Origin of the sequence: Escherichia sp. WS2035, assembly GCF_046487065.1 — a bacterium.
GTDB classification, from domain to species: Bacteria; Pseudomonadota; Gammaproteobacteria; order Enterobacterales; family Enterobacteriaceae; genus Escherichia; species Escherichia coli.
Map to the genome: position 1 here is coordinate 83,743 of NZ_JBJQKD010000005.1, position 24,899 is coordinate 108,641.

23 protein-coding genes are annotated in these 24,899 nt (G+C 50.4%); 6 read left to right on the top strand and 17 right to left on the bottom strand.

The annotated features are described in order from the left end of the window. Positions 1–47 precede the first annotated feature (47 nt). Both ACJHX4_RS10755 and ACJHX4_RS10760 read right to left on the bottom strand, forming a co-directional pair. Complete coding sequence (locus ACJHX4_RS10755; RefSeq protein WP_000972203.1) at positions 48–818, bottom strand: ABC transporter permease; 771 nt, start codon at positions 816–818, stop codon at positions 48–50. Then, positions 815–1,741: an ABC transporter ATP-binding protein gene (locus ACJHX4_RS10760; RefSeq protein WP_000150638.1), complete on the bottom strand. Its 927-nt coding sequence runs from the start codon at positions 1,739–1,741 to the stop codon at positions 815–817. Before ACJHX4_RS10760 ends, ACJHX4_RS10755 begins: the two co-directional genes overlap by 4 nt. A gap of 108 nt (positions 1,742–1,849) precedes the next feature. Here ACJHX4_RS10760 and can point away from each other — a divergent pair, with 108 nt between their 5' ends. Beyond that, the gene (gene can, locus ACJHX4_RS10765) at positions 1,850–2,512 is read left to right on the top strand and encodes a carbonate dehydratase (RefSeq protein WP_000651599.1); all 663 of its coding nucleotides are present in this window, start codon (positions 1,850–1,852) and stop codon (positions 2,510–2,512) included. A 40-nt stretch (positions 2,513–2,552) separates the two neighbouring features. Here the strand turns inward: can and hpt are convergent, their stop codons facing one another. Then, the gene (gene hpt, locus ACJHX4_RS10770; protein ID WP_000683335.1) at positions 2,553–3,089 is read right to left on the bottom strand and encodes a hypoxanthine phosphoribosyltransferase; all 537 of its coding nucleotides are present in this window, start codon (positions 3,087–3,089) and stop codon (positions 2,553–2,555) included. A gap of 205 nt (positions 3,090–3,294) precedes the next feature. On the opposite strand from hpt, the gene gcd reads away from it, so the two are divergent. Further along, positions 3,295–5,685, top strand: a complete 2,391-nt coding sequence (gene gcd / locus ACJHX4_RS10775) for a quinoprotein glucose dehydrogenase (RefSeq protein WP_124831065.1) — start codon at positions 3,295–3,297, stop codon at positions 5,683–5,685. A gap of 46 nt (positions 5,686–5,731) precedes the next feature. On the opposite strand, the gene cueO is transcribed toward gcd, so the two are convergent. Further along, complete coding sequence (gene cueO / locus ACJHX4_RS10780; RefSeq protein WP_001189632.1) at positions 5,732–7,282, bottom strand: multicopper oxidase CueO; 1,551 nt, start codon at positions 7,280–7,282, stop codon at positions 5,732–5,734. A 165-nt stretch (positions 7,283–7,447) separates the two neighbouring features. Here cueO and ACJHX4_RS10785 point away from each other — a divergent pair, with 165 nt between their 5' ends. The 3 genes from ACJHX4_RS10785 to speD all read left to right on the top strand — a co-directional run bounded on the left by ACJHX4_RS10785 (position 7,448) and on the right by speD (position 9,577). Next, positions 7,448–7,795 carry a YacC family pilotin-like protein gene (locus ACJHX4_RS10785; protein WP_001295568.1) on the top strand — a complete coding sequence of 116 codons (348 nt, stop codon included), beginning with the start codon at positions 7,448–7,450 and terminating at the stop codon, positions 7,793–7,795. A gap of 105 nt (positions 7,796–7,900) precedes the next feature. Then, positions 7,901–8,767 carry a polyamine aminopropyltransferase gene (speE, locus tag ACJHX4_RS10790; RefSeq protein WP_000818414.1) on the top strand — a complete coding sequence of 289 codons (867 nt, stop codon included), beginning with the start codon at positions 7,901–7,903 and terminating at the stop codon, positions 8,765–8,767. Between the two features lie 15 nt (positions 8,768–8,782). Further along, entirely contained in the window at positions 8,783–9,577 is a 795-nt protein-coding gene (gene speD, locus ACJHX4_RS10795; RefSeq protein ID WP_000734300.1) for an adenosylmethionine decarboxylase, read from the top strand. Positions 9,578–9,614: 37 nt separating this feature from the next. Here speD and yacL read toward each other — a convergent pair whose 3' ends face one another. Together yacL and acnB are read right to left on the bottom strand one after the other, a co-directional pair. Continuing rightward, the gene (gene yacL, locus ACJHX4_RS10800; protein WP_000384306.1) at positions 9,615–9,977 is read right to left on the bottom strand and encodes a protein YacL; all 363 of its coding nucleotides are present in this window, start codon (positions 9,975–9,977) and stop codon (positions 9,615–9,617) included. A gap of 174 nt (positions 9,978–10,151) precedes the next feature. Continuing rightward, a complete protein-coding gene (gene acnB / locus ACJHX4_RS10805) occupies positions 10,152–12,749 on the bottom strand; it encodes a bifunctional aconitate hydratase 2/2-methylisocitrate dehydratase (protein ID WP_001295775.1) in 2,598 nt (865 codons plus the stop codon). Between the two features lie 353 nt (positions 12,750–13,102). On the opposite strand from acnB, the gene ACJHX4_RS10810 reads away from it, so the two are divergent. Beyond that, a complete protein-coding gene (locus tag ACJHX4_RS10810) occupies positions 13,103–14,866 on the top strand; it encodes a DUF3300 domain-containing protein (RefSeq protein WP_000784417.1) in 1,764 nt (587 codons plus the stop codon). Positions 14,867–14,936: 70 nt separating this feature from the next. On the opposite strand, the gene lpdA is transcribed toward ACJHX4_RS10810, so the two are convergent. The 11 genes from lpdA to ACJHX4_RS10865 form a co-directional block, all read right to left on the bottom strand. Further along, the gene (gene lpdA, locus ACJHX4_RS10815) at positions 14,937–16,361 is read right to left on the bottom strand and encodes a dihydrolipoyl dehydrogenase (RefSeq protein WP_000102485.1); all 1,425 of its coding nucleotides are present in this window, start codon (positions 16,359–16,361) and stop codon (positions 14,937–14,939) included. Between the two features lie 207 nt (positions 16,362–16,568). After that, the gene (gene aceF / locus ACJHX4_RS10820; RefSeq protein WP_000963539.1) at positions 16,569–18,461 is read right to left on the bottom strand and encodes a pyruvate dehydrogenase complex dihydrolipoyllysine-residue acetyltransferase; all 1,893 of its coding nucleotides are present in this window, start codon (positions 18,459–18,461) and stop codon (positions 16,569–16,571) included. Positions 18,462–18,475: 14 nt separating this feature from the next. Beyond that, positions 18,476–21,139 (bottom strand): pyruvate dehydrogenase (acetyl-transferring), homodimeric type, encoded by a 2,664-nt coding sequence (gene aceE, locus ACJHX4_RS10825; protein ID WP_000003820.1) that lies wholly within the window; start codon positions 21,137–21,139, stop codon positions 18,476–18,478. 160 nt (positions 21,140–21,299) lie between these two features. Then, positions 21,300–22,064, bottom strand: coding sequence for a pyruvate dehydrogenase complex transcriptional repressor PdhR (gene pdhR / locus ACJHX4_RS10830; RefSeq protein WP_000331776.1), 765 nt, complete (start codon positions 22,062–22,064; stop codon positions 21,300–21,302). 455 nt (positions 22,065–22,519) lie between these two features. Then, positions 22,520–22,810 (bottom strand): bacteriocin immunity protein, encoded by a 291-nt coding sequence (locus ACJHX4_RS10835; RefSeq protein WP_000282229.1) that lies wholly within the window; start codon positions 22,808–22,810, stop codon positions 22,520–22,522. Continuing rightward, entirely contained in the window at positions 22,811–23,050 is a 240-nt protein-coding gene (locus ACJHX4_RS10840; protein WP_001311382.1) for a hypothetical protein, read from the bottom strand. A 167-nt stretch (positions 23,051–23,217) separates the two neighbouring features. After that, positions 23,218–23,508 carry a bacteriocin immunity protein gene (locus tag ACJHX4_RS10845; RefSeq protein WP_000543776.1) on the bottom strand — a complete coding sequence of 97 codons (291 nt, stop codon included), beginning with the start codon at positions 23,506–23,508 and terminating at the stop codon, positions 23,218–23,220. Positions 23,509–23,561: 53 nt separating this feature from the next. Beyond that, the gene (locus tag ACJHX4_RS10850; RefSeq protein ID WP_000085117.1) at positions 23,562–23,750 is read right to left on the bottom strand and encodes a hypothetical protein; all 189 of its coding nucleotides are present in this window, start codon (positions 23,748–23,750) and stop codon (positions 23,562–23,564) included. A gap of 166 nt (positions 23,751–23,916) precedes the next feature. Beyond that, positions 23,917–24,207, bottom strand: a complete 291-nt coding sequence (locus tag ACJHX4_RS10855; RefSeq protein ID WP_000282227.1) for a bacteriocin immunity protein — start codon at positions 24,205–24,207, stop codon at positions 23,917–23,919. Further along, the gene (locus ACJHX4_RS10860; RefSeq protein WP_001311381.1) at positions 24,208–24,447 is read right to left on the bottom strand and encodes a hypothetical protein; all 240 of its coding nucleotides are present in this window, start codon (positions 24,445–24,447) and stop codon (positions 24,208–24,210) included. A gap of 167 nt (positions 24,448–24,614) precedes the next feature. Continuing rightward, complete coding sequence (locus ACJHX4_RS10865) at positions 24,615–24,899, bottom strand: bacteriocin immunity protein (RefSeq protein ID WP_000471924.1); 285 nt, start codon at positions 24,897–24,899, stop codon at positions 24,615–24,617.

Here is a 24,899-nt window from a genome sequence, read left to right on the forward strand (position 1 = left end):
AGCCGTCAAAACTCCTCTCCCCCAAATCCAGAGGAGAGGAAATAGCCTTAGCTACGCAAACCACGTCCACGTTGGATCAGCGACCAACAGATCAAATAAAACGCCACAATAAAGACCACCAGTACGCCAAAGGTAGTGACCAGCGGAACATCATTGATACCGAGGAAGCCGTAGCGGAAACCACTGATCATATAAACGATTGGGTTCAGGTGCGACAGCCCTTGCCAGAACGGCGGCAACAAAGTCAGGGAGTAAAACACCCCGCCCAAATACGTGAGTGGCGTTAACACAAAGGTTGGCACCAGGCTGATGTCATCGAACGTTTTAGCAAACACGCCGTTCAGCAAACCCGCAAGGGAGAATAGCACCGCAGTGAGCACCAGGGTTAAGGCAACGAATACCCACGAATGCACCTGAAACGGCACAAAAAACAGTGAAATTGCCGTCACCAGAATACCAACAAACAGACCACGCGCCACGCCACCACCGACATATCCGGCAATAATGACATGAGTCGGAACCGGCGCTACCAGCAGCTCTTCAATATTACGCTGGAACTTGGCACCAAAAAATGATGACGCGACGTTAGCGTAGGCGTTGGTGATCACCGACATCATGATCAGCCCCGGTACGATGAACTGCATGTAGCTGAAGCCATGCATATCGCCAATACGCGAACCAATCAGGTTACCGAAGATAATAAAGTAAAGGGTCATGGTGATGACTGGCGGCACCAGCGTCTGCACCCAGATACGCATAAAGCGATGGATCTCTTTCGCCCAGATGCTTTTTAGCGCCACCCAGTAAAGATGCATCATGTGCGATCTCCTTGTTTTTCATTAACCAGTGAAACAAACAGCTCTTCCAGACGGTTAGCTTTGTTACGCATACTTAATACCTGAATGCCCTGCTCACTTAACTGCGTAAATACGCTGTTGATGCCCTGCTCACGCAGCACTTCAACTTCCAGCGTGGCGGTATCTACCAGTCGATACTGATAGCCATCGAGCTTCGGTAACGGACTTTTCGGTGCGAGATCGAGAATAAAGGTTTCTGATTTCAGCTTCGCCAGCAGCGCCTTCATCGAAGTATTTTCCACCAACTCACCGTGTTGAATAATGCCGATATTGCGGCACAGCATTTCTGCTTCTTCCAGGTAGTGTGTGGTGAGAATGATGGTGGTGCCTTTGTCGTTTAAATCCTTCAAAAAGCCCCACATTGAGCGGCGAAGTTCAATATCCACGCCTGCGGTCGGTTCGTCGAGAATCAGTAGTTTAGGTTCATGCATTAACGCACGGGCAATCATTAAACGGCGCTTCATCCCGCCAGATAACATACGCGCACGTTCGTTGCGTTTTCCCCATAGATCGAGTTGTTTAAGATACTTTTCGCTGCGAATGTACGCTTCTTTGCGCTCCACACCGTAGTACCCTGCCTGATTCACCACAATTTGCTGCACGGTTTCAAACGGGTTGAAGTTAAATTCCTGTGGCACCAGACCCAACTGACGTTTAGCGTTTACGACATCTTTCTCGAGATCGTAACCAAATACGCTGACCCGCCCGGAGGTTTTATTTACCAGAGAGCTGATAATACCGATAGTGGTCGATTTTCCGGCCCCGTTCGGCCCGAGAAGCGCATAAAAATCACCCGCTTCGACCTGCAAATCGATTCCACGAAGCGCCTGAACGCCGCCTGGATAGGTTTTTTTAAGCTGTTGAAGTTCCAGTGCAATGGTCATAAATTTTTACTTACCTTACGTTCTTACACTTTATCTGTGGTTTAAATCGTCCCGGAGTTGCCCTATATTAGCCAAACGTAATTATTTGGTTACAGGTCGTTAACCTCCATGAAAGACATAGATACACTCATCAGCAACAATGCACTATGGTCAAAAATGCTGGTGGAAGAGGATCCCGGGTTTTTTGAGAAACTGGCACAAGCGCAAAAACCGCGCTTTCTATGGATTGGATGTTCCGACAGTCGCGTTCCTGCAGAACGTTTAACCGGTCTTGAGCCGGGCGAACTCTTTGTTCACCGTAATGTTGCTAACCTGGTCATTCACACCGACCTGAACTGCCTTTCCGTGGTTCAGTATGCAGTGGATGTACTCGAAGTTGAACACATTATTATCTGTGGCCACTACGGTTGCGGCGGCGTACAAGCCGCAGTTGAAAACCCGGAACTGGGGCTTATCAACAACTGGCTGCTGCATATCCGCGATATCTGGTTCAAACATAGCTCATTGCTCGGCGAAATGCCGCAAGAGCGCCGTCTGGATACCTTGTGTGAACTGAACGTCATGGAACAGGTGTATAACCTGGGCCACTCCACCATTATGCAATCAGCGTGGAAACGCGGGCAGAAAGTTACCATTCACGGCTGGGCCTACGGCATTCACGACGGCTTGCTGCGTGATCTGGATGTCACAGCGACTAACCGCGAAACCCTTGAGCAACGTTACCGTCACGGGATCTCCAACCTCAAGCTGAAACACGCCAACCACAAATAAAAATGCCATGCCGGATGCAACACATCCGGCAACTTCACACTTACTCGTCCAGCAGAATCACTTTGCCGATATACGGCAGATGACGGTAACGCTGTGCGTAATCAATGCCGTAACCCACCACAAACTCATCCGGGATCGAGAAACCGATAAATTCTACCGGGACGTTCACTTCACGACGGGACGGTTTATCCAGCAGCGTACAAATCGCCAACGACTTCGGTTCGCGCAGGCTTAAGATCTCACGCACTTTCGACAGTGTATTCCCCGAGTCGATGATATCTTCAACAATCAGCACGTCCTTGCCACGGATATCTTCATCCAGATCTTTGAGGATTTTCACATCACGGGTGGTGGACATGCCGCTACCGTAGCTGGAGGCGGTCATAAAGTCGACTTCATGAGATACCTGAACTTCACGGCACAGGTCCGCCATAAACATAAATGAGCCACGCAGCAGACCCACCAGCACCATATCGCTGCCGCTGTCTTTGTAACGCTCAGTAATCTGACGACCCAGTTCGGCGATACGCGCTTTAATCTCCGCTTCGGGGATCATTACTTCTACAGTATGTTTCATATCTATAACCATATGATTTAAAAACAAATCACTTCGCACGGGCAGGTTTTGGCACCGCAACAAAGCGCAAGACACGCAGTATACCAGTAAAACTATTCATTCGCGGAATCTGTTAATAAAGCTCGAATTGTGATGACGATCACACATGTTAAAACCTATAATTAATTGCTACTAAAATATTAATGAATTGAAATGGTGTCTCTTTATGGCAATTAACAATACCGGCTCGCGGCGATTACTCGTCACGCTAACAGCCCTTTTTGCAGCGCTTTGCGGGCTGTATCTACTCATTGGCGGAGGCTGGCTGGTCGCGATTGGCGGCTCCTGGTACTACCCTATCGCTGGCCTTGTGATGCTCAGCGTCGCCTGGATGCTGTGGCGCAGTAAACGCGCCGCGCTTTGGCTGTACGCAGCCCTGCTGCTCGGCACTATGATTTGGGGCGTCTGGGAAGTTGGTTTCGACTTCTGGGCGCTGACTCCGCGCAGCGACATTCTGGTCTTCTTCGGCATCTGGCTGATCCTGCCGTTTGTCTGGCGTCGCCTGGTCATTCCTGCCAGCGGCGCAGTTGCCGCACTGGTGGTCGCACTGCTGATTAGCGGTGGTATCCTGACCTGGGCCGGATTTAACGATCCGCAGGAAATCAGCGGCACCTTAAGCGCCGATACCACGCCAGCAGAAGCCATCTCCCCCGTTGCCGATCAGGACTGGCCTGCCTATGGTCGCAATCAGGAAGGTCAACGCTTTTCACCTCTGAAACAAATTAACGCTGATAACGTCCACAAGCTGAAAGAAGCCTGGGTGTTCCGTACTGGCGATGTGAAGCAGCCGAACGATCCGGGCGAAATCACCAATGAAGTGACGCCAATTAAAGTGGGCGACACCCTTTACCTGTGTACCGCGCACCAACGTCTGTTTGCGCTGGATGCCGCCAGCGGTAAAGAGAAATGGCATTACGATCCTGAGCTGAAAACCAACGAGTCCTTCCAGCATGTAACCTGCCGTGGCGTCTCTTATCATGAAGCCAAAGCAGAAACTGCTTCGCCGGAAGTGATGGCGGATTGCCCGCGTCGTATCATTCTTCCGGTCAATGATGGTCGTCTGATTGCAATTAACGCTGAAAACGGCAAGCTGTGCGAAACCTTCGCCAATAAAGGCGTGCTCAATCTGCAAAGCAATATGCCGGACACCAAACCGGGTCTGTATGAGCCGACTTCGCCGCCGATTATCACCGATAAAACCATCGTGATGGCCGGTTCAGTCACCGATAACTTCTCAACCCGTGAAACATCTGGCGTGATCCGTGGTTTTGATGTCAACACCGGGGAGCTGCTGTGGGCTTTTGATCCGGGCGCGAAAGATCCGAATGCGATCCCGTCTGACGAACATACCTTTACCTTTAACTCACCAAACTCGTGGGCACCAGCGGCCTATGACGCGAAGCTGGATCTGGTCTATCTGCCGATGGGCGTCACCACGCCAGATATTTGGGGTGGTAACCGCACACCGGAACAGGAACGTTATGCCAGCTCGATTCTGGCGCTGAATGCCACTACCGGGAAACTGGCGTGGAGCTACCAGACCGTTCACCACGACCTGTGGGATATGGATCTTCCGGCACAGCCGACGCTGGCGGACATCACCGTTAATGGTCAGAAAGTGCCGATTATTTACGCTCCGGCGAAAACCGGCAACATTTTTGTGCTCGATCGTCGTAATGGTGAACTGGTGGTTCCGGCCCCGGAAAAACCGGTTCCCCAAGGTGCTGCCAAAGGCGATTACGTGACCCCTACTCAACCCTTCTCGGAACTGAGCTTCCGTCCGACGAAAGATTTGAGCGGTGCGGATATGTGGGGTGTCACCATGTTTGACCAGTTGGTGTGCCGCGTGATGTTCCACCAGATGCGCTATGAAGGCATTTTTACGCCGCCATCTGAACAGGGTACGCTGGTCTTCCCGGGTAACCTGGGGATGTTCGAATGGGGCGGGATTTCCGTTGATCCGAATCGTGAAGTGGCGATTGCCAACCCAATGGCACTGCCGTTTGTTTCGAAACTGATCCCACGCGGTCCAGGCAACCCGATGGAACAGCCGAAAGATGCCAAAGGCACGGGTACGGAATCCGGCATCCAGCCACAGTACGGTGTACCGTATGGTGTCACGCTCAACCCGTTCCTCTCACCGTTTGGTCTGCCATGTAAACAGCCAGCATGGGGCTATATCTCAGCATTGGATCTGAAAACCAATGAAGTGGTGTGGAAAAAACGTATTGGTACGCCGCAGGACAGTATGCCATTCCCGATGCCTGTACCGGTGCCGTTCAATATGGGTATGCCGATGCTTGGCGGGCCAATCTCCACGGCGGGTAACGTGCTGTTTATCGCCGCTACGGCAGATAACTACCTGCGCGCTTACAACATGAGCAACGGTGAAAAACTGTGGCAGGGTCGTTTACCAGCGGGTGGTCAGGCTACGCCAATGACCTATGAAGTGAATGGCAAGCAGTATGTGGTGATCTCCGCAGGCGGTCACGGTTCATTTGGTACGAAGATGGGCGACTATATTGTGGCTTATGCGCTGCCGGATGATGTGAAGTAACCATAATGCCCGGAGAGATCCGGGCATATTTCCGAATACGGTCTTTTTATACCGTAAACCCTAACATCATCCCCGTATCTTCATGCTCCAGCAGATGGCAGTGCGCCATATAAGCATGTTCTTTCGGTGCATCGTGATTAAACTTCACCAGCACTTCGCTGACATTACCTTCTACCTTAACGGTATCTTTCCAGCCTGCGCGATGCGTCGCTGGCGGTTTGCCATTTTCTGACAAGATACGGAACTGCGTACCGTGGATATGGAACGGATGCAGCATCATGTCGCCCACGCCAGAGATAACCCAACGTTCGTACTGCCCTTTCGCCGCCGCAAACATCGGCTTATTCATATCAAACGCCTGACCGTTGATTTTGTTGGCATGGTGGAAATCGAACTTCCCGCTGTGGTTCATATGATTCATATTGCCGTGCCCCATATGGCCCATCATCTGGCTGTGATCCATCCCGGCCATGGCCTGATCGCCATATTTCTCCATCAGCATCTGCATCCCCATCATATCGAGCATTGGGTCCATAGAAAGTTGCAGATTGCGTACCGTCAGCCCTTCCAGCGAAGGTAACGCAGGCAGGCTACTTAATGTGTCTGGCAAAGCACCAGAGGCACTAATGGCAATCGGCTGAATCCGCATTACCGGATGCGGCTTGTCAAACGGCGCAATCGCCATCCCCATCTGGCTGACCGGCAGCGTCACCAGGTCAAAGGGTTTGTTATCGTTAACCTCCACCAGCACTTCAAAACGCTCGCCCATCAGCACTGGCAGCTCGTTCACCTTCACCGGTTCAGGTAGCAGACCGCCGTCGCTGGCAATCACATAAAGCGGGCGATTGTCGCTGGTGGCGAAATTGAGCGAGCGGGCATTACAGCCATTGAGCAAACGCAGGCGCAGCCAGCCACGCGGGGCAGCGTGTTGCGGGTAGATTGCACCGTTGGTCAGCAACGTATCGCCAAACCAACCCACAGCGGCGGTCATCACATCCAGTTGATAATCAATCTGCCCGTCTGCGTTAAATTTTTTATCCTGAACAATCACCGGGACATCATCAATACCCCACTGTTTTGGCAGCATTAATTTCAGGATCTCGTCATCTTCAATCACCACCAAACCAGCCAGCCCCATCGCCACCTGACGTCCGGTCTTGCCATGTTGATGTGGATGGAACCAGCAGGTAGCGGCAGGTTGATCAACGTTCAACGTCACCGAGCGCTTGCCACCTGGCGGAATAATTCCCTGCGGGCCGCCGTCCACTTCACCCGGTACTTCCAGCCCGTGCCAGTGCAACGTCGTCTCTTCCGTCAGTTGGTTGTAGATATCAACCGTTACCGCTTTGCCGCGCTGTAATTTCACCGCCGGCCCCAGCAGATTGCCGTTATAGCCCCAGGTAGTTGCGGTTTTCCCGCCAAAGGTGGACTGACCTGCGCCAATAGTTAACTGAATGCGATTACGGGCATCGGTCGTGAGCAAATCAGGGATTGGTAACGTTGGGCGTTCCGCCGCAAATACTGCGCGGCTCCACAGCGGCAAGGCTGAAGCCACCCCCAGCGCGACGGAATATTTCAAGAAATCACGACGTTGCATAGTTATTTCCTTATTCTTAAGCAGGCGAAACAAAATCAAACGTTGAGCATAGTCCTTCCCCTTACGGGAAGGTCAAGCCGCAGACACAATTTAATCGACAATAATGGTCGTCGCCTCGCTCGCAGTGTGCTAACGTTTATCTTCTTTAAGCCCCTGGTAGAAGCAATGAAGACGTTTTTCAGAACAGTGTTATTCGGCAGCCTGATGGCCGTTTGCGCAAACAGTTACGCGCTCAGCGAGTCTGAAGCCGAAGATATGGCCGATTTAACGGCAGTTTTTGTTTTTCTGAAGAACGATTGTGGTTACCAGAACTTACCTAACGGGCAAATTCGTCGCGCGCTGGTCTTTTTCGCCCAGCAAAACCAGTGGGATCTCAGTAATTACGACACCTTCGACATGAAAGCCCTCGGTGAAGACAGCTACCGCGATCTCAGTGGCATTGGCATTCCCGTCGCTAAAAAGTGCAAAGCCCTGGCCCGCGATTCCTTAAGCCTGCTTGCCTACGTCAAATAATCCCTGATACCTTTTTGTAGAAATATTGACCGTGCATCCGCGGTCAATGTTAGCTATTATGTTGCGCCATTTTTTTACGGGTGTTAACAAAGGAGGTATCAACCCATGGCCGAAAAAAAACAGTGGCATGAAACGCTACACGACCAGTTTGGGCAGTACTTTGCGGTAGATAACGTTCTGTATCATGAAAAGACCGATCACCAGGATCTGATCATTTTTGAGAACGCCGCATTTGGTCGCGTAATGGCGCTGGATGGCGTAGTACAAACCACCGAGCGCGACGAGTTTATCTATCATGAGATGATGACCCATGTTCCGCTACTGGCCCACGGTCACGCGAAACATGTGCTGATTATCGGCGGCGGCGACGGTGCCATGCTGCGTGAAGTAACCCGACATAAAAACGTTGAGTCAATCACGATGGTGGAAATCGATGCGGGTGTCGTGTCGTTCTGCCGTCAGTATCTTCCCAACCATAACGCCGGTAGTTACGACGATCCGCGCTTTAAGCTGGTGATCGACGATGGCGTCAATTTCGTTAATCAAACCAGCCAGACCTTTGATGTCATTATCTCCGACTGCACCGATCCTATCGGTCCCGGCGAAAGTCTGTTCACTTCGGCATTTTATGAAGGCTGCAAACGTTGCCTGAATCCTGGCGGTATTTTCGTTGCGCAGAACGGCGTCTGCTTTTTACAGCAGGAAGAGGCCATCGACAGTCATCGCAAACTCAGCCATTACTTCAGCGATGTTGGCTTTTATCAGGCGGCGATCCCGACCTATTACGGCGGCATCATGACCTTTGCATGGGCGACAGATAACGACGCCTTACGCCATCTTTCAACCGAAATTATTCAGGCGCGTTTTCTCGCTTCTGGCCTGAAATGCCGTTATTACAATCCGGCAGTCCATACGGCAGCTTTTGCCTTACCCCAGTATCTGCAAGATGCACTGGCTTCACAGCCGTCCTAAGGAGAAGATAAGAAATTGAAAAAACTGAAACTGCATGGCTTTAATAATCTGACCAAAAGTCTGAGTTTTTGTATTTACGATATCTGCTACGCCAAAACTACCGAAGAGCGCGACGGTTATATTGCTTATATCGATGAACTCTATAATGCCAACCGTCTGACCGAAATCCTGTCAGAAACCTGTTCCATTATCGGGGCCAATATTCTTAACATCGCCCGCCAGGATTACGAACCACAAGGTGCCAGCGTCACTATTCTGGTGAGTGAAGAACCGGTCGACCCGAAACTTATCGACAAAACAGAACACCCCGGCCCACTGCCAGAAACGGTCGTTGCCCATCTCGATAAAAGTCATATTTGCGTACATACCTACCCGGAAAGTCATCCTGAAGGCGGTTTATGTACCTTCCGCGCCGATATTGAAGTCTCTACCTGCGGCGTGATTTCTCCGCTGAAGGCGCTGAATTACCTGATCCACCAGCTTGAGTCCGATATTGTGACTATTGATTATCGCGTGCGCGGTTTTACTCGCGACATTAACGGTATGAAGCACTTTATCGACCATGAGATTAATTCGATTCAGAACTTTATGTCTGACGATATGAAGGCGCTGTATGACATGGTGGATGTGAACGTCTATCAGGAGAATATCTTCCATACCAAGATGTTGCTTAAAGAGTTCGACCTTAAGCACTACATGTTCCACACCAAACCGGAAGATTTAACCGACAGCGAGCGCCAGGAAATTACCGCTGCGCTGTGGAAAGAAATGCGCGAGATTTATTACGGGCGCAATATGCCCGCTGTTTAACGTCTCAGGCGGAGCACGGAGGCTCCGCCTGATTTACTTACTTCTGCTGCACGAAATTACGGTAAGCCGCCACCACCTGAAGAAAATCCTCAACGCCACACAGTGACAAGCTCTCTTCATCGTAGTAGTTCATCCCCTCTTCCATTTCATCGCCAGCGAATTCCAGTTGATTGGCGCGAACCATCACCTCTTCACCATCCATCCATAGCGTGTATTCATGCCCTGCCCGTTGCCAGGAACGTTCGCTACCTTTCAATGCGTGCGCCGCTTGTTCCACTTCATCAAGCAAGGCCAGGTTTTCTTTCACCTCTTCATTAAACCAGTGCCCGACCACTTCATGCCCCATGGACATGCGCACCTTTACCACTCCGGTAATATCGCGCAGAAATTCGTAATCCATAGTGTGTTCCTCTGCTCCCGGCAATGCGCCGAAATCGCATTGCGCCATTGATGTAATTATCGCAGTCTTACCGGAGAAAAACAGCGGAACGGCGATGGTTTAGAAATAAAAAATGCCCGGGAATCTCATTCACCGGGCATTGTGTCGTTTATGCGCAGCGCGTGCGCTTACTTATTAAACCGCAGTCTGGAAAATCACCCCGTCCGCTTTTTCGGTGTACTGAGAAAGCTGGTCGAAGTTCAGATAACGGTAAGTATCAACGGCAGTTTTATCTACTTGCGCCACGTAGGTCTGGTACTCTTCCGGCGTCGGCAGTTTGCCAATCAGCGCCGCAACAGCAGCCAGTTCCGCAGAAGCCAGGAAGACATTCGCGCCAGTACCCAAACGGTTCGGGAAGTTACGGGTAGAGGTGGAAACCACCGTCGCACCGTCTGCTACACGCGCCTGGTTACCCATACACAGGGAACAGCCAGGGATCTCGATACGAGCACCACTCTTACCGAAGACGCTGTAGTAGCCTTCTTCGGTCAGCTGCGCAGCGTCCATACGCGTTGGCGGTGCCACCCACAGGCGGGTCGGCAACTGACCTTTGTGCGCATCCAGCAGTTTACCAGCAGCACGGAAGTGACCGATGTTAGTCATGCAAGAACCGATAAATACTTCGTCGATCTTCTCGCCCTGTACCGCAGACAGCGGACGTGCGTCGTCCGGGTCATTCGGTGCACAGAGGATTGGCTCTTTGATATCCGCCAGATCGATGTCGATCACTGCCGCGTATTCCGCATCTGCATCGGCTTCCAGCAGCTCAGGATTCGCCAGCCATTTTTCCATGCCCTGAATACGACGCTCCAGGGTACGACGATCGCCGTAACCTTCCGCGATCATCCACTTCAGCAGGACGATGTTAGAGTTCAGGTATTCAATGATCGGTTCTTTGTTCAGCTTGATGGTACAACCGGCAGCAGAACGCTCGGCAGACGCATCGGTCAGCTCAAATGCCTGCTCAACTTTCAGATCCGGCAGACCTTCAATTTCCAGAATACGGCCAGAGAAGATGTTTTTCTTACCTTTCTTCTCAACGGTCAGCAGACCTTGTTTGATTGCATACAGCGGAATGGCGTGTACCAGATCGCGCAGGGTGATACCCGGCTGCATTTTGCCTTTGAAGCGTACCAGAACGGATTCCGGCATATCCAGCGGCATTACGCCTGTTGCGGCTGCAAATGCCACCAGACCAGAACCCGCCGGGAAAGAGATACCGATCGGGAAACGGGTATGGGAGTCACCACCGGTACCGACGGTATCCGGCAGCAGCATACGGTTCAGCCAGGAGTGAATGACGCCGTCCCCCGGACGCAGCGACACACCGCCACGGTTCATAATGAAGTCCGGCAGCGTGTGGTGCGTGTTCACGTCAACTGGCTTCGGATACGCCGCGGTGTGGCAGAAAGACTGCATCACCAGGTCAGCCGAGAAGCCCAGGCACGCCAGGTCTTTCAGTTCATCACGGGTCATCGGGCCGGTGGTGTCCTGGGAACCTACAGAAGTCATTTTCGGTTCACAGTACGCACCCGGACGAATGCCTTTCACGCCACAGGCACGGCCTACCATTTTCTGCGCCAGCGAGAAGCCGCGATCGCTCTCAGCGACATCTTTCGCCTGACGGAACACATCACTATGCGGCAGGCCAAGTGCTTCACGCGCTTTGGTGGTCAGGCCACGCCCGATAATCAGCGGAATACGGCCGCCAGCACGCACTTCATCAATCAGCACGTCGGTTTTCAGTTCGAAGGTTGCCAGCAGTTCGCCGGTTTCGTGGTTACGCACTTCACCTTTGTACGGGTAAACGTCAATTACGTCGCCCATGTTCAGGTTAGAGACGTCGACTTCGATTGGCAGTGCACCCGCGTCTTCCATCGTGTTAAAGAAGATTGGTGCAATTTTACCGCCGAGGCACAAACCACCGCCGCGTTTGTTCGGCACATGTGGAATATCATCGCCCATAAACCACAGAACGGAGTTCGTGGCGGATTTACGCGATGACCCCGTACCCACAACGTCACCGACGTACGCCAGCGGGAAACCTTTCTGTTGCAGAGCTTCAATCTGTTTGATCGGGCCAACAACACCAGGCTGATCTGGCTCAATACCTTCACGGGCGTTTTTCAGCATCGCCAGCGCGTGCAGTGGGATATCCGGGCGTGACCACGCATCCGGTGCCGGAGAAAGGTCATCGGTGTTGGTTTCGCCGGTCACTTTGAAGACGGTAACGGTCAGTTTTTCAGCCAGCGCCGGGCGATTCAGGAACCATTCGGCATCCGCCCAGGACTGCATTACCTGCTTCGCATATTCGTTACCTGCTTTGGCTTTCTCTTCTACGTCATAGAAGTTATCGAACATCAGCAGTGTGTGAGAAAGTGCTTTGGCAGCGATCGGTGCCAGTTTGGCATCATCCAGCGCGTCGATCAGCGGATGAATGTTGTAACCACCCTGCATAGTGCCCAGCAGTTCAATGGCTTTTTCCGGAGTCAGCAGTGGGGATTTGGCTTCACCTTTGGCGACAGCAGCCAGGAAGCCTGCTTTGACATAGGCGGCTTCATCGACGCCAGGGGGAACACGGTTGGTTAACAGATCTAACAGGAATTCTTCTTCGCCCGCGGGCGGGTTTTTCAGCAGCTCTACAAGCGCGGCCATTTGGTTTGCATCCAGGGGTTTGGGCGCAATCCCCTCAGCGGCACGCTCAGCTACGTGCTTACGGTATTCTTCTAGCACGACGGTTCTCCTCGCTCTCATTGTCATAGTGCGGCAGGCGATTCTCTTCACGCTCCTGTGAGACAGCAGTTTGTAGGGTAAATGCCCAGTACCGCAACGGGCAGAATAGCAGGATTTTGACGATGTGTTAATCTGTTTACAAAAAAGCAACATAAAAAGTGGCTGAATCGTTAAGGATGGTCTAGAGATTATTTCCCTCCGTAAAAACTTCGTTAATTCGCATGGTGATAATCACCTTTCTCAACGAATCCCAAGATTAGTCAAAATTTAAACTACGGCCTCTTTATACTCGGATTCACAGCACCTGCGGGTGGCAGTTCGCCGACCATTGCGATTTCCTTGAGATCCGAATTATGAAAATGACTTTGCCGTTTAAACCCCATGTGCTGGCGCTAATTTGCAGTGCCGGGCTCTGTGCCGCCTCTGCCGGGCTATATATAAAAAGCCGCACAGTGGAAGCGCCTGTGGAAGCGCAATCGACACAACAGACTGCGCCTGACATCTCCGCAGTTACGCTTCCAGCAACGGTTTCCGTGCCTCCTGTAACACCTGCCGTCGTCAAATCCGCATTCAGCACTGCTCAAATAGATCAATGGGTTGCACCTGTCGCGCTATACCCCGACTCTCTGCTTTCACAAGTGTTAATGGCATCAACCTATCCGGCAAACGTTGCTCAAGCAGTGCAATGGTCGCACGATAATCCACTTAAACAAGGCGATGCTGCTATTCAGGCGGTATCTGACCAGCCCTGGGACGCCAGCGTCAAATCACTGGTGGCCTTTCCACAGTTGATGGCATTGATGGGCGAAAACCCGCAATGGGTGCAAAACCTGGGCGATGCTTTTCTGGCGCAGCCGCAGGACGTGATGGACTCGGTACAGCGATTGCGGCAACTGGCGCAACAAACCGGCTCGCTGAAGTCATCAACTGAACAAAAGATCATCACGACAACGAAAAAAGTCGTACCGGTAAATCAGCCCGCCAACGCCCCTGCCACACAATCAAATACCGTTTCTACGTCCAGCCCCGTCGTCGCAGAACCTGCACCGACCGTAATAACCATTGAGCCAGCCAATCCGGATGTGGTTTATATTCCGAACTACAACCCAAACGTGGTTTACGGCAGTTGGGCCAATACCGCTTATCCACCAGTTTATCTGCCGCCGCCAGCCGGAGAACCGTTTGTTGACAGCTTTGTGCGCGGATTCGGCTATAGCATGGGCGTTGCTACCACATACGCACTATTCAGCAGCATCGACTGGGACGACGACGATCATGACCATGACCATCATCATCATGACGATGATGATTATCATCACCACGATGGCGGTCATCGTGACGGTAATGACTGGCAACACAACGGCGACAACATCAATATCGACGTCAACAATTTCAACCGTATCACCGGTGAGCATCTTACTGATAAGAATATGGCATGGCGGCACAATCCAAACTACCGTAATGGTGTGACCTATCATGATCAGGATATGGCAAAGCGGTTTCATCAAACCGATGTCAACGGCGGAATGAGCGCCACGCAGTTACCTGCTCTATCGCGCGACAGCCAGCGTCAGGCGGCAGCAAGTCAGTTTCAGCAACGAACACACGCCGCCCCCGTCATTACGCGAGATACCCAACGTCAGGCAGCGGCACAGCGGTTTAATGAAGCGGAACACTATGGCAATTATGACGACTTCCGCGAGTTCAGCCGCCACCAACCACTGACCCAGCAGCAAAAGGACGCCGCTCGCCAGCGTTATCAGTCTGCCTCACCTGAGCAGCGCCAGGCGGCCCGTGAGAAAATGCAGACTAGCCCGCAGAATCAACAGCAAAGAGATGCAGCACGTCAGCGTATTCAGTCCGCGTCGCCTGAGCAGCGCCAGGTGTTTAAGGAAAAAGTACAGCAGCGCCCACTGAACCAAGAGCAACGTGATAACGCCCGCCAGCGTGTTCAATCGGCATCACCTGAACAACGTCCGTTTTTTCGGGAGAAAGTTCAGGAGAGCCGCCCGCAACGTCTAAACGACAGTAACCGTACTGCCAGGCTGAATAACGAGCAGCGGTCAGCAGTACGCGAACGTCTCTCTGAACGTGGGGCAAGAAGACTGGAAAGGTAAATTGCAGACGTAAAAAAAGCGGCGTGGTTAGCCGCTTTTTTAATTGCCGGATGTTCCGGCAAACGAAAAATTACTTCTTCTTCGCTTTCGGGTTCGGCAGGTCGGTAATGCTACCTTCGAACACTTCTGCCGCCAGGCCCACAGACTCGTGCAGAGTCGGGTGCGCATGGATGGTCAGTGCGATGTCTTCAGCGTCACAACCCATTTCGATTGCCAAGCCGATTTCACCCAGCAACTCGCCGCCGTTAGTGCCGACAATCGCACCACCGATCACACGGTGAGATTCTTTGTCGAAAATCAGCTTGGTCATACCGTCTGCGCAGTCGGAAGCGATAGCACGACCAGAAGCAGCCCACGGGAAGGTGGCGGTTTCGTAGCTGATGCCTTTCTCTTTCGCTTCTTTCTCAGTCAGACCTACCCATGCAACTTCTGGTTCGGTATAGGCGATGGACGGGATAACTTTCGGATCGAAGTAATGTTTTTTACCGGCGATAACTTCAGCGGCAACGTGACCTTCGTGAACACCTTTGTGTGCCAGCATTGGCTGACCGACGATATCGCCGATAGCAAAGATGTGCGGTACGTTGGTACGCAGCTGTTTGTCAACGCGGATGAAACCACGGTCGTCAACTTCCACGCCAGCTTTGCCTGCGTCGAGGTTTTTACCGTTCGGCACACGACCAATCGCTACCAGCACGGCGTCGTAACGCTGCGGTTCAGCGGGTGCTTTTTTGCCTTCCATCGTCACATAAATGCCGTCTTCTTTCGCTTCAACGGCGGTAACTTTGGTTTCCAGCATCAGGTTGAATTTCTTGCTGATACGCTTGGTAAAGACTTTAACGATGTCTTTATCAGCTGCCGGGATGACCTGGTCGAACATTTCAACCACGTCAATCTGTGAACCCAGCGCGTGGTATACGGTGCCCATTTCCAGACCGATGATACCGCCACCCATTACCAGCAGGCGTTCTGGTACTTCTTTCAGTTCCAGCGCGTCAGTGGAGTCCCAGATACGCGGATCTTCATGCGGAATAAACGGCAGTTGAATCGGGCGAGAACCCGCTGCAATGATCGCGTTGTCGAAGTTGATCACGGTTTTACCGTTCTCACCTTCAACTTCCAGGGTGTTAGCCCCGGTGAATTTACCCAGACCGTTGACCACTTTGACTTTGCGGCCTTTCGCCATACCAGCCAGACCACCGGTCAGCTGATTGATCACTTTCTCTTTCCAGGTACGAATCTTGTCGATATCGGTTTTCGGTTCGCCGAAGACGATACCGTGTTCAGCCAGCGCTTTGGCTTCTTCGATAACTTTTGCTACGTGCAGCAGTGCTTTAGAAGGGATACAGCCGACGTTCAGGCAAACACCGCCAAGGGTGTTGTAACGTTCTACGATTACGGTTTCCAGACCTAAATCAGCGCAACGGAAGGCAGCGGAGTAACCTGCGGGGCCTGCCCCAAGTACCACGACCTGAGTTTTGATTTCAGTACTCATCATGACCTCTATATATTTATCTCCGGCGGGTCTGACGTTTTTTTTATGACGCCCATTATCCACCGGGTCGTTCTATCCGTCGGTATTTTACAAAATTGTTAACAATTTTTAAACAACAAACGGCAACCGATTTGTCTATTCGCTAATAACCTCAATACATTCATGAGATTACCAGAAAAAAGCCGGCCGTTGGGCCGGCTCTTTTACTTACATCACCAGACGGCGAATGTCAGACAGCGTGTTGTTAATGATGGTAATGAAACGGGCACCATCAGCACCGTCGATCACGCGGTGGTCGAAGGAGAGAGAAATCGGCAGCATCAGACGCGGCACGAACTCTTTACCATTCCACACCGGCTCCATCGCGGACTTGGAAACGCCGAGGATAGCCACTTCCGGCGCATTCACAATCGGCGCGAAGTGGGTAGTACCCAGGCCGCCGATGCTCGAGATGGTGAAGCAACCGCCCTGCATTTCGCCCGCAGTCAGCTTACCGTCACGCGCTTTCTTAGAAATAGTCATCAGCTCGCGAGACAGCTCGATGATGCCTTTCTTGTTGACGTCTTTGAATACCGGGACAACCAGACCGTTCGGGGTATCCACCGCCACACCGATGTTGATGTATTTCTTCAGGGTCAGACGCTGACCGTCTTCCGACAGCGAACTGTTGAAGCGAGGCATCTGCTCAAGAGCTGCAGCAACGGCTTTCATGATGAAGACAACCGGGGTGATCTTCACATCCAGCTTACGTTTCGCTGCTTCTTCGTTCTGCTGTTTACGGAACGCTTCCAGCTCAGTGATATCGGTTTTGTCGAAGTGAGTAACGTGCGGGATCATCACCCAGTTACGGCTCAGGTTAGCACCAGAGATTTTCTGAATGCGGCCCAGTTCCACTTCTTCGATTTCACCAAACTTGCTGAAGTCCACTTTAGGCCACGGCAGCATGCCTGGGATACCGCCGCCAGTTGCCGCCGGAGCTGCTTCTGCACGTTTGATTGCTTCTTTCACGTAAGCCTGAACGTCTTCGCGCAGGATACGACCTTTACGGCCAGTGCCCTTCACTTTCGCCAGGTTAACGCCAAACTCGCGTGCCAGACGGCGGATCAGCGGAGTCGCGTGAACGTAAGCGTCGTTTTCAGCAAATTCAGATTTGCCTTCGGCTTTCGCAGCCGGTGCTGCTGCCGGGGCTTCAGCTTTTGCTGCCGGAGCCGGCGCTGCCGCTTCCTGTTTCGCAGGAGCTGCCGCAGGCGCTGCGCCTTCAACTTCGAAGATCATAATCAGCGAACCAGTTTTCACTTTATCGCCAACGTTGACTTTCAGTTCCTTCACGACGCCTGCAAACGGAGCCGGAACTTCCATAGAAGCTTTATCGCCTTCTACGGTGATCAGTGACTGTTCAGCGGCAACTTTGTCGCCCACTTTCACCATCACTTCGGTCACTTCAACTTCGTCACCGCCGATATCCGGAACGTTAACTTCTTTCACGCCAGCTGCTGGTGCAGAGGCCGCTGCCGGAGCCGCTTCCTGTTTAGCCGCCGGAGCTGCCGCGCCAGCTTCACCCGCGACTTCGAAGACCATAATCAGCGAGCCGGTAGACACTTTGTCACCCACGTTCACTTTGATCTCTTTCACGGTACCTGCAAACGGAGCCGGAACTTCCATAGAAGCCTTGTCGCCTTCTACGGTGATCAGCGACTGTTCAGCTTCAACTTTGTCGCCCACTTTGACCAGGATTTCGGTCACTTCAACTTCGTCGCTGCCGATATCCGGAACGTTAACGTCTTTTGCCGCTGCAGCCGCTGGTGCTGCTGCCGGAGCGGCTTCTTTCTTCTCTTCTGCCTGAGCAGGTGCAGCGTCTGCTGCACCGTCGGCGGAATCGAAAATCATAATCAGTGCGCCGGTCTGGGTTTTATCGCCAACAGAGACTTTGATCTCTTTAACGATACCCGCCTGCGGAGATGGTACTTCCATAGAGGCTTTGTCGCCTTCTACGGTGATCAGCGACTGTTCGGCTTCAACTTTGTCGCCCACTTTGACCAGGATCTCGGTGATTTCAACTTCATCAGCCCCGATGTCCGGTACTTTGATTTCGATAGCCATTATTCTTTTACCTCTTACGCCAGACGCGGGTTAACTTTATCTGCATCGATGTTGAATTTGGCGATTGCGTCAGCAACCACTTTCTTATCGATTTCGCCACGTTTAGCCAGTTCGCCCAGCGCCGCAACCACGACATAAGAAGCATCAACTTCAAAGTGGTGACGCAGGTTCTCACGGCTGTCGGAACGACCGAAGCCATCAGTACCCAGTACGCGGTAGTCGTCAGCCGGTACGTAAGTACGGACCTGCTCAGCGAACAGTTTCATATAGTCGGTAGATGCCACTGCCGGAGCGTCGTTCATCACCTGAGCGATATACGGAACGCGCGGAGTTTCCAGCGGGTGCAGCATGTTCCAGCGTTCACAATCCTGACCATCACGCGCCAGTTCGGTGAAGGAAGTCACGCTATAAACGTCAGAACCTACGCCGTAATCTTTCGCCAGGATCTCTGCCGCTTCACGGACGTGACGCAGGATAGAACCGGAGCCCAGCAGCTGAACTTTACCTTTGCTACCTTCAATGGTTTCGAGTTTGTAGATACCTTTACGGATACCTTCCTCAGCACCTTCCGGCATTGCCGGCATGTGGTAGTTTTCGTTCAGCGTAGTGATGTAGTAGTAAACGTTCTCTTGTTTTTCACCGTACATACGCTCCAGACCGTCATGCATGATGACAGCAACTTCGTAAGCGTAAGCCGGGTCGTAAGAGATACAGTTCGGGATAGTCAGCGACTGAATATGGCTGTGACCATCTTCGTGCTGCAGACCTTCACCGTTCAGGGTGGTACGACCGGAAGTACCGCCGATCAGGAAGCCACGCGCTTGCTGGTCGCCAGCCGCCCAGCACAGATCGCCGATACGCTGGAAACCGAACATCGAGTAATAGATGTAGAACGGGATCATCGGCAGATTGTTGGTGCTGTAAGAGGTCGCCGCTGCCAGCCAGGAACAACCTGCGCCCAGCTCGTTGATCCCTTCCTGCAGAATCTGACCTTTCTCGTCTTCTTTATAGTAAGCAACCTGCTCGCGGTCCTGCGGGGTGTACTGCTGACCGTTCGGGCTGTAAATACCAATCTGACGGAACAGACCTTCCATACCGAAGGTACGCGCTTCGTCGGCGATGATCGGTACCAGACGATCTTTGATCGACTTGTTCTTCAGCATCACGTTCAGAGCACGAACGAAAGCGATAGTGGTAGAGATCTCTTTGCTCTGCTCTTCCAGCAGCGCGCCGAAATCTTGCAGGCTCGGCAGCTCCAGCTTCTCGGTGAAGTTCGGCTGGCGGCTTGGCAGATAACCGTGCAGTTTCTGACGTTGAGCGTGCAGATAGGTATGCTCTTCAGAACCTTCCGGGAAGGTGATGTACGGCAGTTTTTCGATATCTGCATCAGACACCGGCACATTGAAACGGTCGCGGATGTGACGCACGCCGTCCATGTTCATTTTCTTAACCTGGTGCGCGATGTTTTTACCTTCAGCCGCGTCGCCCATGCCGTAACCTTTAATGGTATGAGCAAGGATTACCGTCGCTTTGCCTTTGGTTTCCTGCGCTTTCTTGAATGCAGCGTAGATTTTCTTCGGATCGTGACCACCACGGTTCAGTGCCCAGATCTGCTCGTCAGTCCAGTCTGCAACCAGTGCTGCGGTTTCAGGATATTTACCGAAGAAGTGTTCGCGAACATACGCACCATCTTTCGATTTGAAGGTCTGGTAATCGCCGTCAACGGTTTCGTTCATCAGCTGGATCAGTTTACCGCTGGTATCTTTACGCAGCAGTTCGTCCCAACGGCTACCCCACATCACTTTGATCACGTTCCAGCCAGCACCTTCGAAGATGCCTTCCAGTTCGTTGATGATCTTGCCGTTACCGGTGACCGGGCCGTCAAGACGCTGCAGGTTACAGTTGATAACGAAGACCAGATTATCCAGTTTTTCACGGGTAGCGATGGTGATCGCACCTTTGGATTCCGGTTCGTCCATTTCACCGTCGCCGAGGAACGCGTAAACGGTTTGTTTAGAGGTATCTTTCAGGCCACGGTGTTCCAGATATTTCAGGAATTTAGCCTGGTAAATAGCACCAATCGGACCCAGCCCCATAGATACGGTCGGGAACTGCCAGAATTCCGGCATCAGTTTCGGGTGCGGATAGGAAGAGAGGCCATTGCCGTGAACTTCCTGACGGAAGTTATCCAGCTGCTCCTGAGTCAGACGACCTTCCAGGAAAGCACGAGCGTAAACGCCTGGGGAGATGTGGCCCTGGAAGTAAACCAGGTCGCCGCCATCCTGCTCGTTGCGTGCACGGAAGAAGTGGTTAAAGCACACATCATAAATGGTTGCGGAAGACTGGAAGGACGCCATGTGGCCGCCCAGTTCGAGGTCTTTTTTCGACGCACGCAGCACCGTCATGATGGCGTTCCAGCGGATAGCTGAACGAATACGGCGTTCCAGTTCCAGATTACCCGGATACTCCGGTTGTTCTTCAACGGGGATGGTGTTGATGTAGTTGCTGATACCGGTGCCTGCAGCTACGTTGACTCCGCCTTTGCGGGCTTCAGCAAGCAGTTGGTCGATCAGATACTGAGCACGCTCAACACCTTCTTCACGGATGACCGATTCGATCGCCTGGAGCCAGTCGCGAGTTTCGATCGGATCCACGTCATTTGGGAAACGTTCTGACATGGGTTATTCCTTATCTATCTAATAACGTTGAGTTTTCTGGAACCTGTCCCATTGAACTCTCGCCGGAAAGCTCAATAAGACAGGTTCTACGTTTAGTTGCCGCGCTTTTATATGCGCTTGATTTACAACATCTTCTGGATAATTTTTACCAGAAAAATCACTAATTCTTTCGTTGCTCCAGACGACGCAGAGAACGCTCACGGCGGCTCTCTTCACGGCTTCTGTCGAGCAAAATTTCTTCGATAAAGGCCAGATGGCGATGCGATGCTTCGCGCGCTTCTTCCGGCTTACCGGCCATAATCGCTTCAAATATGCGGGTGCGGTGACTACTCACCAGCGGCAGCATCTCGCGACGCGAATAGAGCAATTCGAAGTTCTGGCGGACATTCTGAGCCAACATCGGCTCCATACACCTTAGCAGATGAAGCAGAACCACATTGTGGGCCGCTTCGGTGACGGCAATCTGATACTGGAGTACGGCATTTGATTCCGCGTCCAGATCGCCAGACTGCTGCGCCAGCTCTATGGCATGGTGGAGTTCACGGATGCGTTCCTTGTCTTCATCGGTACTACGCAGCGCGGCGTAATAAGCGGCGATACCTTCCAGGGCGTGTCGTGTTTCGAGCAAGTCATACTGTGATTCAGGATGGTCGGAGAGCAGCTCCACCAGCGGATCGCTGAAGCTTTGCCAGAGGCTGCTCTGGACAAAAGTGCCGCCACCCTGGCGACGAAGCAACAAGCCCTTCGCTTCGAGGCGTTGAATCGCCTCACGCAAAGAGGGACGGGAGACGTCGAACTGTTTTGCCAGTTCGCGTTCCGGTGGGAGTTTTTCGCCCGGGCGGAGAGTGCCTTCGAGGATCAAAAACTCCAGTTGCTGCTCAATCACATCGGAGAGTTTTGGTTGGCGGATTTTGCTGTAGGCCATGAGTTCCTGTCTTAAGCCACTTGCCGAAGTCAATTGGTCTTACCAATTTCATGTCTGTGACGCTAAAGTAACAAAGTATTCACCTTATGTCCATACAGGTTTTGATTGAAATCATGAAACTGCGCACATTTTAACAACTTGACATATATAACGTTTCAAAGTTGTAACTATGCACAAATGTTAAATTTACCCATCAAGGGGTGACCTTAACAGAATTGAAACGAAAAAATATTTCCTCTGAACCGATTCACCAAGCAACAAAACGCATAACAATTCAATTATGTGAATTAATATGTAAAATGAATGTTCAGGGAAGGAGAGAAAGGTAGTATTTACCTATGTTTTCTTTTTACATTGCTTATTATCACTGCAATCGCCACCATAACCTTCTCGTAGCGAAAATCATCACTTAACCAGAACGTGATGATTTTCAGGTGACAGATTCTGTTTAGAGTTCATTCTGAATCTTTGAACAAAGGCAATCCTTGCGAACGCCGCCATTCTTTGACGATTTTCAGGATGTTTTCAGGTTCATCATCTCCCTTCTTTGCAGGATAGTAGATAAGATCGCTCATCAACGGATGTTGTGTAATTCTGGTAAGATGTTCTTCTAGATCATCCCAATATTTGTCAAGCACTTCCCCTTTTAATTGAGCGTTATCCCCGGTTGGATTTGTAAACTCGCCAAGCAACTCAATGAATTCCCGCTCTGTGTAATCTTCTATTTTATCTTTAAAATTATACATTTAACTATCTCCTGTAATAAATTTCATCATGCAAATGAGGTGTGCCCTCCTTAAATTATCAATATCGTAAATTCCGCCACTATATTCAATCGCAACACGATGATATATGTGGAATTTTTTAACGATTTCTTTAGTGCCATAATGCCAACCTTCAAGTGGTGCTTTTGCGATTAATCCTTGTTTTATACGTGTTTGATTACCGCTTGAAAACTGCGCTATCAACTCCGGATACTGACTCACCTCCAGCCAAAGGGTATCGGTAAAAGCGGGAAAATGATAAAATAACCTAATGAGGCTTCAGTATTTTTACCTGTTTTTTAAGAGCAATCACATTATTATTTTATGTCATTAATATCATCGCATTAGCCAGATGCGATGATGTTCCATATATAGTTTTATTATCTACTTTATTTAGAGTCTTTAAACAAGGGTAGCCCCTGTGAACGCCGCCATTCTTTGACGATTTTCAGGATGTTTTCAGGTTCACCATCTTCTTGGGAATTAGGATAGAAAATGAGATCTCCCTTTTTAGGATGTTCAGTAATTTTAATGAAATGATCCACTAAGGTATCGAGATATTTTTCTAATTTTTTCCCTTTTAGGGATTTATCTTTGCTAGTTGCATTTACTATCTCCTCAAGCATTTCAAGAAATTCACCTTCTGTGTAAAAATATATTTTATATTTTAAATCATGCATATACATTATCTCCTGTAGTGAATTTCATGATGTAGTCGAGGCGTAACAATCCTTTAATTATCAATATCATAAATTTCGCCACCACATTCAATCGCAACACTATGATATATATGGAATTCTTTAACAATTTCCTTAGAGCCATAATGCCAACCTTCAAGAGGCGCTTTTGCGATTAATCCTTGTTTTATACGTGTTTGGTTACCAGTTGAAAACTGCGCTATCAACTCCGGATACTGACTCACCTCCAGCCAAAGGGTATCGGTGAAAGCGGGAAATTGATAAAATAACCTAATGAAATTTCAGTATTTTACCTGTTTTTTAAGAGCACCCACATTATTATTTTATGTTATTAACATCATCGCATTAGCCAGACGCGATGATGTTCCATATATAGTTTTATTATCTACTTTATTTAGAGTCTTTAAACAAGGGTAGCCCCTGTGAACGCCGCCATTCTTTGACAATTTTCAGGATGTTTTCAGGTTCATCATCTCCCTTCTTTGCAGGATAGTAGATAAGATCGCTCATCAACGGATGTTGTGTAATTCTGGTAAGATGTTCTTCTAGATCATCCCAATATTTGTCAAGCTCTTCCCCTTTTAATTGAGCGTTATCCCCGGTTGGATTTGTAAACTCGCCAAGCAACTCAATGAATTCCCGCTCTGTGTAATCTTCTATTTTATCTTTAAAATTATACATTTAACTATCTCCTGTAATAAATTTCATCATGCAAATGAGGTGTGCCCTCCTTAAATTATCAATATCGTAAATTCCGCCACTATATTCAATCGCAACACGATGATACATGTGGAATTTTTTAACGATTTCTTTAGTGCCATAATGCCAACCTTCAAGTGGTGCTTTTGCGATTAACCCTTGTTTTATACGTGTTTGATTACCGCTTGAAAACTGCGCTATCAACTCCGGATACTGACTCACCTCCAGCCAAAGGGTATCGGTAAAAGCGGGAAAATGATAAAATAACCTAATGAGGCTTCAGTATTTTTACCTGTTTTTTAAGAGCAATCACATTATTATTTTATGTCATTAATATCATCGCATTAACCAGATGCGATGATGTTCCATATATAGTTTTATTATCTACTTTATTTAGAGTCTTTAAACAAGGGTAACCCCTGTGAACGCCGCCATTCTTTGACAATTTTCAGGATGTTTTCAGGCTTATCATCTCCTTGACTTTTAGGGTAGAAAATTAGATCGCTCCCTGACGGATGCTGTGTAATTTCAATAAAATGATCTACTAATGAATCCCAGTACATTTCTAGCTCCTTACCTTTTAATGGCTTTCCATCTTTCATAGATGATCTCAATCCACCTAAAAAATTAAGAAATTCCTCCTCGGTATAATCTTCGAGCTTTTCTTTAAACAT